Consider the following 14,115-nt stretch of genomic DNA (forward strand, 5'->3'; position numbering starts at 1 on the left):
CAGTGTATATCATTCTTTATTAGTAGAAATCTGTGTTATACGCAACGAATTATTTGGTGAACGAAGTTATGTGTAATTGTAAATTTTTTTTACACACTACAAATTAATCAGTATTGTCTGATGATTATAAAATTATTGTAATGTTTTCTTACACAGTTGTACGTTTTGAAAACCCATGACACCCGATAAACAATGAAAATGCGTTTGGCACTGTTATTGCAAGAAATTATGGATATGAAATGGATGGTTTTGTTAATGAGCCTTGAACCGGATTTGTCAACAGGGTGAAGCACACAGTAATCAGTTTTTGATAATAATTTAATTTTGCCCTGCGGTTCTTACCGACCCTGCGATTTTTCTTTTACCTGCTTGTGTCAAGGATCACAGAGAAAACGCTCCGGTATTATTTGCTTATTGATGAAACGCACGATAACGGAGCATTATTGATGAGTCTGTTTGACAGAAAAAAACTTGCCTTACTTATCATTCTGATCATTGTTCAGGCGGCAGTGATCTGCCTTGATACCTTGCATATCCGCCTTCTTGCCAGTATTCCGGTTCTTTTAATGACAGTTTTCATGCTGCGCGCAGTTGCAAGGGATGCGCTCGCAAATGTGAAAACTGACCGCGAAAATAATCTGGTGGGGCAGCTTGAGGTTATAAACAAAGGTCTCGTGCCTGTCAGTTCAATAGTGGCTGATTATTCTTCCATAATAACGGTTTTTCAGGAGCAGATGAAAAAGGTTATCGCTGACAGTGAAGAAGCCAATAATATCATTTCCGGTAATTTCGGCAGAATAGCGGAAAAAGCCACGGAACAATCAGACGATGCCGGACGCGCTCTGGACAGTTTTACATCCGCCAAAACAGGGAAAATGGGCGGTAATTTTGTGGATATCAGCCGTAAGGCTCTCATTTCAGTCATAAGGGAACTTGAGCATACAGGAGAGTATGCGGCGGAAACAAACAGCCAGCTTTCAGGTGTTATAGACGAGATACAGGGAATAAAGGAGATTGTCTCCAATGTTGAATATATAGCCGACCAGACAAACCTTCTTGCATTGAACGCTGCCATCGAGGCGGCGCGGGCAGGTGAACACGGCAGAGGCTTTGCCGTTGTTGCCGACGAGATACGCAAACTCTCAGAAAAATCCAACAAATTTGCATGTGAGATACGCATGGCTGTGGATGACATCGCCGGAAAGATAAACCACATACACGACAAATCAGTTGAGGATGCTGAAAATATAAAAAACACGTCCGCAAGATCCCATGAAGATGTTGAGAATGCGCTGAACATTCTGGATAAAGCCATCGAAAATGCCAATTCCATAATGGCAGGACTCAAACAAAGTTCAATAAAACTGGCTGAAGATATCAACGACATGGTGGTTTCCATGCAGTATCAGGATATCAACAGACAGCGTCTTGAACATGTCATAGACCCTATGGATATCATGAAGAACGATCTCGGAAGGATATCGGTGGGGTTGCGCGATGTTTCAAAAATGGATTTCAGCTCGGATCTTAAGAGTCTGAGCGATCATGTGAGAATGCTTTATACAATGGAATCGGAGAGAAAGGTCATGACCGAAAGGTCGGCGGGGCGTGCGGGAGTTATATCTGCCGCATCAAGAGACGATAACGTCGAACTATTTTAAGTCTGCGGGGGGATCAGAAGTGAATATAGAAACAACAGTTAACGAAGGCAAAACAGTTATCGATATCTCAGGAAACCTGACAGTCAGCTATGTGGTTGAACTGCATTCCCGTATCAGAGAAGCGCTTCGGGAGTCCGACACTTTGGAGATAAGGATAGGGAAGGTGGACAATGCCGACCTTACGCTTCTGCAGCTGCTCTGTTCCGCACACAGGGCTGCTATGTCCAGAGACAAACGCTTTGATGTCACAGGCAATAAGAACGAGCTTCTAAGCATGGACTGTTTCGCCGGATTCACCAGAGAAAAAGGCTGTGTGATTGATAAATACAACAACTGCGCACTGGTTAAGGAGAGATCAAATGTCTAAAACAATTCTGTCTGTTGATGATTCCGCCAGCATCCGCCAGATGGTGAAATTCACCCTTGTCAAAGAAGGTTACAACGTCGTGGAGGCGTGTGACGGAAAAGACGCTCTGGCAAAGACCGCAGGCGTGAAATGCGACATGGTTATAACCGATCTTAACATGCCGAACATGGACGGCATATCACTCATAAAGGAACTTCGGCAGAAGCCGGAGTTTCGTTTCGTTCCCATAATAATGCTTACAACCGAATCACAGGATTCCAAAAAACAGGAGGGCAAATCCGCCGGCGCAACCGGATGGATAGTTAAGCCGTTCAAACCCGAACAGCTTGTTTCAGTAGCAAAAAAGGTTCTGGGGTAAGATATGTCATTGGATTCCAACCAGCAGGTATTCATAAATGAAGCTACGGAGCTTTTGCAGGAGCTAGAGGAATCGCTTCTGGAGCTTGAGAACACTCCGGACAGTTCAGACCTGATAGCCCGCGTGTTCCGTGCCATGCACACTATAAAAGGTTCCGGCGCAATGTTCGGTTTCGACAACATCGCGTCGCTGGTTCACAGCATCGAAACGGCATACGATATGGTGCGCAACAACATCATGGATGTAACAAAGCCGATGCTGGATTATTCGCTGAAAGCTTGCGACATAATCCGCGAGATGCTCGCAGACCCTGATATAAAAGCTGATTCTCCGCTGGCGGTGGAAATAACAGATTATTTCAGCCGCGCGGCTAACATACAGAATCAGAAACTGCCTGATGTGCAGCCGGAGAGGGATAGCACCGCCCGGGGGGAGCTGCACACCTTCAGGATAACTTTCAAACCTTCTTTAAATATATTCATGAACGGAACCAACCCTGCTCTGCTTCTGAAAGAACTGCGGGAGATGGGTTCTGCAACGATAATCACTCACGTTTCCGACGTTCCTCCGATAGACGATATCGAGCCGGAGAAATGTTATCTGTCGTGGGATATTATCCTTACAACCGATAAAAACGAGAACGATATCCGTGACGTTTTCATATTTGTCGAAGATGACGCGGTGATAGATATCAAAGCTGTGGACGAAGCATTTGACGACCGCGAAAAGAAACTGGGCGAGATACTTCTTGAACGCGGATGCCTCACGGAAAGTCAGCTTAGCGAAGTTCTGAACGAAAAGAAACGACTGGGCGAGATAATGGTGGAAAAGGGGCTTGTCTCTGCTGAGGCTGTTGATACGGCTCTGATGGAACAGGCGCATGTTAAAAGCGTTCAGGAGAAAAAGGCACATGCTTCGGAGACGGCGTCCTCCATAAGGGTGCCTTCGGAGAGACTTGACTCTCTGGTCGACCTTGTGGGTGAGCTTGTGACAGTACAGGCAAGATTAAGTCAGATTGCGGCACAAAGGAACGATGCGGATATGCTTAAGGTGGCGGAAGAGGTTGAACGCCTCGTCTGGGAACTCAGAGACAATACCATGAGCATCAGGATGCTTGAGATAGGATCCACGTTCAACAGGTTTAAAAGACTGGTACGCGACCTGTCCATAGAATTGGGCAAAGAGATAGAGCTCGTTACATTCGGTGACGAGACAGAGATAGATAAGACTGTTATAGAAAAGCTTGGCGACCCTCTGGTGCATCTTATCAGAAACAGCATCGACCACGGCATTGAAAAGCCGGAAGAGAGGATTGCGGCAGGTAAGCCAGCCAAGGGGCATATCACCCTTCAGGCGAGCCATTCAGGCGACAGCGTGCTTATTGAAATAACGGACGACGGCAGAGGAATAAACAGGAAAGCCGTGCTTGAAAAAGCAAAGTCGAAGGGTCTTGTGGCTGAAAATGCCGAACTTTCCGACAGAGAAATATATGAACTGTTATTCGCTTCGGGTTTTTCAACGGCGGCGACAGTTTCCAGCGTTTCCGGAAGGGGCGTGGGGATGGATGTCGTGCGGAGAAACATCGAGGCTTTGCGGGGCACGATTGAGATAAACAGCTCGGAGGGAGTGGGAACGACAATCGTTCTTAAACTCCCGCTGACGCTGGCGATCATCGACGGACTCCTTGTGACCATCGGCGGACAGTTTTTCATACTGCCGCTTTCCATTGTCAACGAGTGCATCGAATTCAACCGCTCAGAGAACAAAAGCGGTTCGGGGCGCAAGATTATCATGGTGCGCAACGAGCTTGTTCCTTATGTGCCTCTTCGCAGTTTCTTCAATATCAAAGGAGAGGAACCCGACATACAGCAGATCGTTATCATCAGCGTTGACGGCAGACGCGTCGGATTTGTTGTGGACAGTGTGGTGGGCGACCACCAGACGGTTATAAAATCTCTGGGTAAGGCGTTTAAGGATATTGACTGCATATCCGGCGCATCGGTTCTGGGCGACGGTTCTGTGGCTCTGATAATAGACATTATGAAAATCTACAATGATATAGGTTAAAAGGAGGGTTTTATGTTTAAAAATCTTAAGATCGGCGTAAAGCTGATGCTCGGGTTCGGTCTTGTCATTGCTCTTACGCTTATCGTGGGGCTGGTGGCATACAACGGACTTAATGTTGTTCTTAACGGCGCAAAATATTCAGATGCGCTGGCAACTATGGCAACCACTCTGAAAGATACCAGAATTCAGGAGAAAAACTACATAATAAGGCATGACGAGAGTGCAGCCGAGAAAGTTTCATCCGGCATAGCGGATATCAGAAAACTTGCGGAGGAAACGAAGGTATTTGGCAGTGACCAACAGGATGCTATTATAGAAGCCATAGCCAAAAGCTCTGACGACTATCTGGCAGCCTTCACAGAATATGTTAAGGTTCAGAAAGAACTTGATAAGAATTTAGAAGTAATGTCGCAGGATGCCTCAAAGGTTCTGGAAAAACTTAAAACTCTGGATGTCGATGCGAAAGTAACCACAGATATGTGGGTAATCCGTGCTCTGGTGAGGGAGATTTACTATAATAATCAGCTTGAAAAAGCGTCAGAGGTCAACACAATATTTGACGATATTGAGCGAAGACTTGCCGGAATTAATGATAAATCTGTTCTGGATTCCATGGCTTCCTACAGAAACGGACTTGTTGGAGTGATTGACGTTAAAAAGCTTCAGGTGACTCTTGATGAAAAGATGGTTAATGCAGCACGCGAAGCGGTAGACACAACAAACAAGGAGAACGCCGCCAGCACACAAGAGATGCTTGCCGCGTTTAAATCCGTTACTACCATGATAATTATTATAATCTTTGGTGCCGTGATAATCGGTATTATTGCCGCAATAGTCATAACAAAAGGCATCACAGGACCCGTTTCAAAAGGCGTAGGCTTTGCCATAGAACTTTCCGGCGGAAATCTTGATGCGAAACTGGATATAGACCAGAAAGACGAGGTCGGTCAGCTTGCCGAGGCACTTAAAAACATGGTGGATAAGCTTAGAAGCATCATAACCGATGTGCGCGTATCGGCGGACAACGTTGCCATAGGAAGCCGAGAACTTTCAAGCGCCGCACAGGATATGTCTCAGGGCGCCACAGAACAGGCGGCAAGCGCGGAAGAAGCCTCTGCATCTATGGAAGAGATGGCATCCAACATCAACCAGAATGCGGACAATGCGCTCCAGACTGAAAAGATAGCGCTGAAAGCGTCCGGCGATGCGAAAGAGGGCGGCGATGCGGTTCAGAAGACCGTAAAAGCTATGAAGGATATAGCAGACAAGATATCCATCATAGAAGAGATAGCCCGCCAGACAAACCTGTTGGCGCTTAACGCGGCTATTGAAGCGGCACGCGCAGGGGAACACGGAAAGGGATTCGCGGTTGTGGCATCAGAGGTTCGCAAACTTGCTGAACGCAGTCAGGAAGCTGCCCGTGAAATCAGCGACCTTTCCTCATCCAGCGTAGACATCGCAGAGAAGGCAGGCGGACTGCTCATGCAGATACTTCCGGACATCCAGAAGACTTCGGAACTTGTTCAGGAGATAACAGCATCCAGTGCGGAAATGCGCACCGGCGGCGAGCAGATAAACACGGCTATCCAGCAGCTTGATCAGGTAATCCAGAAAAATGCGGGCGCATCAGAAGAGATGGCGGCGACTGCGGAAGAACTTTCCAGCCAGTCAGAAGCGCTCCAGCAGGCTGTTTCGTTCTTTAAAATGAAATCAGACAGCACTGCAAAGAGTGTTCAGGCACCGAAAACAGCTAAAAAAGCGTCGTCCGCACCCGTAAAGCATTTTGAAAAACCTGTTTTTCCGCACCACGGCAAGAAAAACGGAGGAAAAGATGGCGAGGGTATTAACCTTGACATGACCGACGGTAAAAAAGACCGCCTCGACACAGATTTTGAAAGCTTCTAAGGGCGGTGTGCAATGGAAGATAAAACTAATGGAAATGACAATATAAGTCAGGTGCTTACGTTTAAACTTGCGGAAGAGGTATACGGCGTGGATATCATGTCCGTCCGCGAGGTGCTGGACTTTTCCAGCGTTACCAAAGTGCCTCACACTCCGGATTTCATGGTGGGTGTTATAAATCTCCGCGGGAACGTTGTTCCCGTTGTGGATCTGAAAAAGAAATTCCGTCTGGGCGATACGGAAAGAACAGTAAACACCTGTATCATCATCGTTGAAGTGGTGATAGACGACGAATCCACCGTACTCGGCGCACTTGCCGATTCCGTTCAGGAGGTCGTCGAGTTTGAACACGAAACCATTGAGGATGCGCCGCGTATAGGCACGCATCTCAACACTGCCTTCATCGCCGGAATGGCGAAGAAGGACAACGGTTTTGTAATAATTCTCGATGTGAACGCCGTTTTCTCCATGACGGAGATAGGAACTTACACCGGCGTTGCGGCAGAGCTTGCTGCGGGACAATAGAACGGAAATGGATACCACTGTATATTCTGATGCAGACATCTACGGACAGAAACTGACATCCGCTGAATTCGCCAGAATACAGTTGTTCATTCATGATAACTGCGGAATAAAACTCCCCGTCACCAAAAAGAGTATGGTGGAGGGGAGGCTCCGCAAACGGCTTAAAACACTTGGTATCGGCTCGTATACAGAGTATCTGTCGCTGGTGTTTGAAAGCTCCGATACGGCAGGCGAAGACGAAAAACTGAGGCTTATTGATGCCATCACGACCAATAAGACGGATTTTTTTCGGGAACCGAATCATTTTGTCTATCTGACGGAAAAACTGCTTCCGCTCCTCACTGCGGACGGTGCCGGAACAAAGCGCTGTCTGAACGTCTGGAGCAGTGCGTGTTCCACAGGAGAAGAACCCTATACCCTTGCGATGGTTCTTGCAGAATTTTTCGGTATCGACGGCAATTTCCGCGTATATGCAAGCGATATAAACTGTACTGTGCTTGAACGGGCTGTCAGCGGAATATATCGTATGGAGAAGATAGCGGCTGTGCCTGCCGCGTTTAAAATGAAGTATCTCATGCGTTCAAAAACCGACAGAACTCTGGCGCGCATAAGACCTGAACTTCGCGAAAAGGTTTCTTTCGGTCGCCTGAACCTGATGGACGATGTTTACCGTCTGCCTGTTCAGATGGATGTCTCATTTTGTCGCAATGTCATCATATATTTCGACACTGAGACCCAGCAGAATATCATTAACAGGATATGCGCCGCCACAGCACCTGGCGGCTATGTGTTCCTGGGTCATTCGGAATCGGTACACGGCATGCAGATTGCCGCCAGACCTGTTGCCCCTACTATACTTAAAAGGATATGAAATGCTTTACAGCATAGGCTGTGTCTACCTGAAACCGGGTGAAATCTATTTCAGCGACGTCCCCGCCGTAGTCAATACGGTTCTGGGTTCATGCGTAAGCGTTACCATGTATGTTCCGCGTCTGCGTGCGGGCATAATAAGTCATTGTGTTTTACCCACCGCTCTGGGCAATATCAGACGCAATGAGGAAGCAATGAAATATGTGGACTGCGCTCTTTTATATATGCATAAAAAAATGACACTTGCCGGAGCAGATAAGCGCGAAACAGAAGTTAAGATGTTTGGCGGAAGTACCATGTTCGGTATCGAAAACGGAGAGAACAGTATCGGCTCTAAGAACATTTCGGCTGCAGTCTCTCTGATTCGTGGTCTTGGTTATTGTATTGTGAAAAGCGATACCGGAGGCAGTTTTACAAGAAATCTTTCATTCAATATTGCGAGCGGAGTAGTTAATATCAAAAGAACAACCAATCTTTCAGACGATTCTTACAACGGTTCAATAGATTGTAGGGGACTGGCTGTTTTTCCTTAATGATTCCATGGTTTTGTCACATTATAAATATTGATGATGTCAAATTTTCAACACATTCTTTAAAAGCGTTATACTTTAAAAAAATAACGCACGAATAACCGGACAGGTTACGCGGCTAAGATTTTATCAAATAAGCAAAATATCTTATTGCATTTTTATGACATGTCCACTATAACCGTTGTGTATAATCTTATATAACGGGTGAGAATATGAAACTATTTGACATGGGAAAATCCCTGCTGAGACATGCAGGCACATTGCTTGTGGTCATGGCTCTCTCTGTTCTGCTTTACAGCTGCGGTTCCAGCAGCGGCAGCAGCAACGACGACGGAGGTGATATACCTCTTTCAAGCCCCAAAAACTTTGTTATTACTCCTAAAAACGCATCTCTTGACATCGCATGGACAAAACTTGTGTCTGTTCTGGATGTCGACGCAACGTATGAAGTGTACATCGGTACAACTGCCGACAATACACAGAAACTCGATCTTACCCCCACAATTGCGGGTAATCTTGTTTCCTGCACAGTTTCTGCACTTGCTGATGGAACATCTCTGGTAAACGGTCAGACATATTACATCAGACTGCGAGCCATATATGAAGGTGTGGGTTCAGCTGAACTCAGCGATGCTGTTGAAGGCATGCCTGTTCCGGCTCCCTCGGCACCTGTAATCTCTTCTCATCTGGGGTATGAGAATATGCTTGAGGTGACCTGGGATGACGTTCAGTATGCTGTTAACTACAAAGTGTACTGGAAAGCAGGTTCAACTGAAACAACTCCCGACGATGATGCCGAAGTTGAGATAGTGACAAATCCCAGAGCACTCATTAAAGATGTAACAAACGGTTCCGCTTATCGTGTCTGGATACAGGCAATGAACAACGCGGGCGAATCTGGTTACGACTTTGAAGATATCACTCCTGCGGCAGCTACAGTGGTTCCAGCTGCACCCAGCGCCACAGGTTTCACATCCGTAAGCAGCAGCAAAACCCTGACAGTAAGCTGGACAGCTGTTGCAAACGCAAGAAGCTATGTTCTGAGATATTCAACAAACAGCGGTTTTTCTAAAGCTGCAAATTATGAAGAAATTGCTGTTGACGCCCAGAGCGGTACGGTTACTCAGATGGTTACCGGTCTTACAAACGGCACCACTTACTACTTTGCTGTTCAGGCAGTCAATAGTGTTGGCAGTTCTGCGTTCACGACTATAGGTTCAGCTGTTCCCGCTTCAAAAGCGGCTTCAAATCCCATAGATTTCTCAGATATCGACTTTGAACTGGGTACTGCAAACTCTGAATACATCTTTGCAGAAGACGTTCCCGCAAGTGCGTTCTTCCCCACCGGAAGATCAAGCGACCGCCTCACCAGATTCAAAGAAACAGCTATCGGCAATATGTTCTGTGACGGTACAGCATGGTACGTTGCCGACAAATATGAAGACGTTGACTTCGTTTTCCTTAACGGCGGTTATATTGAAGGTCCTATAGCTGAGGGTAAAGTTACTGTCGGCTCCATTATGCGTATCATCCCCTCTGAGTCGCTTGAAGATACTCTTACTGTAATATCTCTTACAGGCGAACAGGTTATCGATCTCTTCCGCAGAGCAGCGGCAGTTGTCCACACAGGACGCGGAAGCAAGAACACAGGCGCATTTGCTATGGTATCATCTCCCGTTAACTATACTATCCAGTATAAAACATGGGATGATACGACATGGGACGGTACAACAGCGCTTACTTCAACTGAATCAAGCGAATATCAGTATGGCTGGATAAAAGAGGACACGCTGAAAATAAACGGCGTTGATATCGACACCACCAAAACATACAGAATAGCAACAACATCATATCTTGCTGACGGAAACGAAGGCTATATAACATTCCTTAACGGTACCAACAGAGTTGATCACACAGAATACCTCTGGGAAGCAGTTTCAAACTACATCTATGAGATGGGTTCTGTGACCCCTTACCTTGACGGACGTATGTCTCTGATAGGCGGTGTACCGCTTCAGGCTCCCGGCTGGAAAAAAGGCGCACTCGACTGGGTTGCTCCTTACGACCAGACAAACTATATGTAGCAAATCCTTTTCAGCCCTCTGCGTATGCGCGCAGGGGGCTGATTCTTTTTACAGACTAAAAGAGCCGTTTATAAAAGGGAGAGTTTTCACTATGGAGCATCTCCCCTTTTTAAATGCAGTTTTGAGGGGGTAAATATGAAGAGACTGTTAATTGTTACTCTGTTATTGTTTTCATTCGCTGTTTATGCAGACGATACTGCCGTTTCCACAGACGAACCCGTTTATAACCTTGAGATAAACAAGGAGGGAAAGAGGGAGAGCACGGCGGACAAGGGCAATGTGATTACTCAGGATGAAATGGAGCGTGACAACGCCCATGACCTTTGGGAAGCCGTTCGCTACACACCGGGTATTATACTTTCCGGCGGCGGAAGCCGGAACGAATCATCTTTCACAGTCAGAGGTTTCGGTTCCGACAGCGTGCCGATATTCGTTGACGGGGTTATTCTGGCAAACCCGTATAAAGGCGAAGGCGACGCGGCAAGGATACTCACCGGAGACCTTGAGAGCGTTACAATTCAGAAAGGATACAGTTCCATGCTGCTCGGCGCGAACACTCTGGGCGGCGCTATCCTTATGGAGACAGCAAAACCAAAAAAAGAGTTTGAGGCGAGACTCGACACAACAGTTGAGTTTGACAGCATATACAAACGCGCAGCAAATTATTATCTGGGCAGTATCGGAACAAAACAGGACAAGTTCTATTTCAAAGGCACTGTTCAGCACAGGGATGTCGATCACTTCAGACTTTCCGACGACTTTGAACCCACATCCGTCAACCCGCAGGGCAAAGGCGAAAGGCTTTTCTCCGATTCAAAGGATTCAAAATACACTCTGGTTGCAGGTATAACCCCTTCCTCAAATCTTGATATCTGGGCAACATACATCTATCAGGACGCGGACAAAGGCGTTTCTCCGCCTGAGACCACCATCGCCGGCGCATCAATCTGGGACTGGCCTGTGTGGAAACGCAGAAGCTATTCTCTTGCCAGCTCATACCATTCAGGCAAGTTTTCACTGGATACCCTGATACATTACGACAAATACGACAACACTCTGCACGAGTATTACAACATGGCGTCATACAATGCAGGCGTTCATAAACCGGCTTCCGATTACGATGAGTATTCCGCAGGCGGTCGTGTTACCGCAGGCTGGACGTTCAATCCTGAAAATAAGATAGAGTTTGCGGCAACCTATAAAAGGGAGCAGCACAACAGCCTTACAAAGGACATCAAGGATATGTCCATTAAAGAGGATACGTACTCCATCGGTACGGAATATACCTACATTCCTGTGAAAAAGCTTACTATCGTAGGCGGTATCGGGTACGACACCCTGCATCCCGTGAGCTACTGGAGCAAATCCGACGACTTTGCACAGTTCATAGGTTCGGAGGAATTCACAGTTGATACAGACAGTGAATGGCTCATAAAAGGTCAGCTCGGTGTGTTCTATGAGATGGTGGACAATCACGAACTGCGTCTTACATACGCTCGTAAAAACCACTTCCCCAACATGTCTCAGAGATACTCCACCAGATTCGGTTCAGAGCTTCCTAACCCCCGGCTCCAACCGGAGATAGCTGACCATTATGAGCTTGGATATAAAGGCGATTTCGGAAGACTGAAACTGAACACCGCTCTTTATTACAGCGTGCTTAAAGATAAGATAACCACCATCGAGATACCCGATCCGACCTATCCCACCACGTCTGTGGATTATTCGCTGAACATCGACGAGGTGACGTTCTACGGGTATGAACTTTCTGCCGACGCATCTTTGAACAGATATGTTTCCGGCGGACTTGCTTTTTCAATAAATAAGTATGAAATAGGCAAAAGCGCGGATAAGACCGTTGATGTTATGAACTACTATCCTGAGATAACAACCAGCGGATACCTTGTCATAGCACCTTTCAGAGATTTTACTCTTACTCCCAGAGTGGAATATATAGACTCAAGATATGCAGACGTTGAGGGTAATGAGAAGCTCAGCAGTTACGTTCTTTTGGGACTTAAAGCGACGTACGACATCAATAAAAATTTCGCGGTTTCGGTTGGCGCAAGCAACATACTTGATGAGAACTACGAAATTCAGGAATACTATCCGCTGGCGGGAAGAACATTCTACGCGACACTCTCTGCCAGATACTGATTGAAGCAGCCGCCGCGAAGAGTTTTCGCGGCGGTTTTAAATCCTTTCAAATATAAACAGATTAATCAGCCCTGAAGTTTGTACATAACGGGTACGACAACGGAAATCTGCCTGTCTGCGTTATGCTTTATAGGGAAAACAGAGCGGACGAGCTTCATCGCCTCGTTATCCAGAACATCGTAACCGCTGGAAGAGACTATCTCTGAGTTTACAAGAGTGCCGCTCGGAGATATGACGAGCTTCATCTTAACTATCCCCTCCATTCCTCTGCGTCTTGCCATCATAGGGTAGGTTTTGTTCTTTTCCAGTCTGGAACTGAGTGTGGACTGGTATGCGGAGTAGTCGAAAGAGGGCTTTGCTGCCGCTGTTGCAACAGGTGTTGCCGCCGGAGCGGATACCGGAGCTGATGCGACAGGAGCGGGTGCGGGAGCGGCAGATTCAGCGGGTTCCTGCACAGGGGGTGCCGCAGGAACGGCGGTCTCTGCAACTGCCGCTGAGTTAACGGATTCAAACACTTTATTTTCAACAGGTTTCGGTTTCGCAATCTGTTTCTGAACCGGTTTCGGCACGACGGGAGCGGGTGCTTCCGTTTTTTGCTGCTGAACGGGTTCAGGCGCTGGGGGCATAACTTCCTCAACGGGCGGAGGCGGAGCGATTTCCTTGAAATAAGCGGACAGGTCTATGACCTGGGTTTCCGGTTTAGGCGTAAGTCCCGGTATTGTTGATGCGTAGAACAGCGCGCCCAAAAGAAGACCGTGAATGGCTAATGACTGAACTGCCGCCTTTCTCATGTCTTATTCCTTCTCTGTTTCGAGATTAACGTTTTTAAAGCCCGCCAGTTTCAGCATATTCATGATATCGACGAAGTTCTGTATCACAGAGTTTCTGTCGGCTCTGAGAACGACGGGACTCTCTTTGTCCAGAACGGAGATCGTTTCCGAAAGTCCCTGAAGGGAATAGGTTTTTCCCTCGTAGTAATATTCCCCGTCTTTTGAAACGTCTATTGTTATCCCCTGTTTCGCGCTTTCCGTCTGCGACGCTTTCGGAAGCTCTACGGGAATTGAACCCTTCGCTATGAAGGTCGCCGTTGCCAGCACTATCGTAAGAAGCACCAGCATGATGTCGATAAAGGGAACAACGTTTATGGTATCAAAGCTTTTGTCTTTCATTTTGAGCCTCTTTCGCGAGCATCAGCACATTGACCCTTCTGTGGAGCAGGTTATAAAGCACGATGGACGGTATCGCCACCAGAAGTCCCGCCGCAGTTGCCTTAAGCGCCAGTGCAAGCCCTGCCATGATATCGTTGACGTTCGTTGTGCCTCCGGTTCCCATGGAGTAGAACGTCTGCATGATACCGAGAACAGTTCCAAGAAGACCGATGTACGGCGCGTTGCTGCCTATGGTGGCTACTATATGCAGACGCCCTGTCAGAGCTGATTCCAGTTCCTGTGTGGTCTGGTATGACTCAACGTCGGTGCTTTTGTAAAAGCGGTATCTTTCTATAGCGACGGCAATTGCCACTATGCTTAACACAACGAGTAATCCTATTATTCCGTAGTCAACAAGGTGTCCGAGCATATTCATTATATCATCT

Annotated in this window: 13 protein-coding genes; 10 read left to right on the forward strand and 3 right to left on the reverse strand. The window is 47.0% G+C overall.

Features of this window, described 5'->3' with window-relative positions:
* Positions 1-446: 446 nt before the first annotated feature.
* From LRY47_RS01890 to LRY47_RS01935, 10 genes are all read left to right on the forward strand, one after another.
* Positions 447-1,661: a methyl-accepting chemotaxis protein gene (locus LRY47_RS01890; protein WP_295221996.1), complete on the forward strand. Its 1,215-nt coding sequence runs from the start codon at positions 447-449 to the stop codon at positions 1,659-1,661.
* A 19-nt stretch (positions 1,662-1,680) separates the two neighbouring features.
* Positions 1,681-2,028 carry an STAS domain-containing protein gene (locus LRY47_RS01895; protein ID WP_295221999.1) on the forward strand — a complete coding sequence of 116 codons (348 nt, stop codon included), beginning with the start codon at positions 1,681-1,683 and terminating at the stop codon, positions 2,026-2,028.
* Positions 2,021-2,386 (forward strand): response regulator, encoded by a 366-nt coding sequence (locus tag LRY47_RS01900; protein ID WP_295222000.1) that lies wholly within the window; start codon positions 2,021-2,023, stop codon positions 2,384-2,386. Before LRY47_RS01895 ends, LRY47_RS01900 begins: the two co-directional genes overlap by 8 nt.
* A gap of 3 nt (positions 2,387-2,389) precedes the next feature.
* On the forward strand, positions 2,390-4,453 hold the full coding sequence (locus LRY47_RS01905; protein ID WP_295222003.1) for a chemotaxis protein CheA: 2,064 nt from the start codon (positions 2,390-2,392) through the stop codon (positions 4,451-4,453).
* A gap of 12 nt (positions 4,454-4,465) precedes the next feature.
* Positions 4,466-6,358, forward strand: coding sequence for a methyl-accepting chemotaxis protein (locus tag LRY47_RS01910; RefSeq protein ID WP_295222004.1), 1,893 nt, complete (start codon positions 4,466-4,468; stop codon positions 6,356-6,358).
* A gap of 12 nt (positions 6,359-6,370) precedes the next feature.
* Positions 6,371-6,880: a chemotaxis protein CheW gene (locus LRY47_RS01915; protein WP_295222005.1), complete on the forward strand. Its 510-nt coding sequence runs from the start codon at positions 6,371-6,373 to the stop codon at positions 6,878-6,880.
* A 7-nt stretch (positions 6,881-6,887) separates the two neighbouring features.
* On the forward strand, positions 6,888-7,751 hold the full coding sequence (locus LRY47_RS01920) for a CheR family methyltransferase (RefSeq protein WP_295222008.1): 864 nt from the start codon (positions 6,888-6,890) through the stop codon (positions 7,749-7,751).
* 1 nt (position 7,752) lies between these two features.
* Positions 7,753-8,283, forward strand: coding sequence for a chemotaxis protein CheD (locus LRY47_RS01925; RefSeq protein ID WP_295222012.1), 531 nt, complete (start codon positions 7,753-7,755; stop codon positions 8,281-8,283).
* A 209-nt stretch (positions 8,284-8,492) separates the two neighbouring features.
* The gene (locus tag LRY47_RS01930; protein WP_295222014.1) at positions 8,493-10,364 is read left to right on the forward strand and encodes a 5'-nucleotidase C-terminal domain-containing protein; all 1,872 of its coding nucleotides are present in this window, start codon (positions 8,493-8,495) and stop codon (positions 10,362-10,364) included.
* A gap of 135 nt (positions 10,365-10,499) precedes the next feature.
* Positions 10,500-12,521, forward strand: coding sequence for a TonB-dependent receptor (locus LRY47_RS01935; protein ID WP_295222016.1), 2,022 nt, complete (start codon positions 10,500-10,502; stop codon positions 12,519-12,521).
* A gap of 65 nt (positions 12,522-12,586) precedes the next feature.
* On the opposite strand, the gene LRY47_RS01940 is transcribed toward LRY47_RS01935, so the two are convergent.
* The 3 genes from LRY47_RS01940 to exbB are packed head-to-tail and all read right to left on the reverse strand — an operon-like array spanning position 12,587 to position 14,105.
* Positions 12,587-13,312 (reverse strand): energy transducer TonB, encoded by a 726-nt coding sequence (locus LRY47_RS01940; RefSeq protein WP_295222018.1) that lies wholly within the window; start codon positions 13,310-13,312, stop codon positions 12,587-12,589.
* Between the two features lie 3 nt (positions 13,313-13,315).
* Entirely contained in the window at positions 13,316-13,690 is a 375-nt protein-coding gene (locus LRY47_RS01945) for a biopolymer transporter ExbD (protein WP_295222021.1), read from the reverse strand.
* Positions 13,671-14,105: a TonB-system energizer ExbB gene (exbB, locus tag LRY47_RS01950; RefSeq protein ID WP_295222023.1), complete on the reverse strand. Its 435-nt coding sequence runs from the start codon at positions 14,103-14,105 to the stop codon at positions 13,671-13,673. Before exbB ends, LRY47_RS01945 begins: the two co-directional genes overlap by 20 nt.
* Positions 14,106-14,115: the final 10 nt, after the last annotated feature.

Source organism: Seleniivibrio sp. (genome assembly GCF_021209385.1).
Taxonomy (GTDB): Bacteria; Chrysiogenota; Deferribacteres; order Deferribacterales; family Geovibrionaceae; genus Seleniivibrio.

Coding starts and splice junctions, on each gene's coding strand:
- LRY47_RS01890 (WP_295221996.1), top strand. CDS start 447: ATGAGTCTGTTTGACAGAAAAAAACTTGCCTTACTTATCATTCTGATC.
- LRY47_RS01900 (WP_295222000.1), top strand. CDS start 2,021: ATGTCTAAAACAATTCTGTCTGTTGATGATTCCGCCAGCATCCGCCAG.
- LRY47_RS01905 (WP_295222003.1), top strand. CDS start 2,390: ATGTCATTGGATTCCAACCAGCAGGTATTCATAAATGAAGCTACGGAG.
- LRY47_RS01910 (WP_295222004.1), top strand. CDS start 4,466: ATGTTTAAAAATCTTAAGATCGGCGTAAAGCTGATGCTCGGGTTCGGT.
- LRY47_RS01915 (WP_295222005.1), top strand. CDS start 6,371: ATGGAAGATAAAACTAATGGAAATGACAATATAAGTCAGGTGCTTACG.
- LRY47_RS01920 (WP_295222008.1), top strand. CDS start 6,888: ATGGATACCACTGTATATTCTGATGCAGACATCTACGGACAGAAACTG.
- LRY47_RS01925 (WP_295222012.1), top strand. CDS start 7,753: ATGCTTTACAGCATAGGCTGTGTCTACCTGAAACCGGGTGAAATCTAT.
- LRY47_RS01930 (WP_295222014.1), top strand. CDS start 8,493: ATGAAACTATTTGACATGGGAAAATCCCTGCTGAGACATGCAGGCACA.
- LRY47_RS01935 (WP_295222016.1), top strand. CDS start 10,500: ATGAAGAGACTGTTAATTGTTACTCTGTTATTGTTTTCATTCGCTGTT.
- LRY47_RS01940 (WP_295222018.1), bottom strand. CDS start 13,312: ATGAGAAAGGCGGCAGTTCAGTCATTAGCCATTCACGGTCTTCTTTTG.
- LRY47_RS01945 (WP_295222021.1), bottom strand. CDS start 13,690: ATGAAAGACAAAAGCTTTGATACCATAAACGTTGTTCCCTTTATCGAC.
- exbB (WP_295222023.1), bottom strand. CDS start 14,105: ATGAATATGCTCGGACACCTTGTTGACTACGGAATAATAGGATTACTC.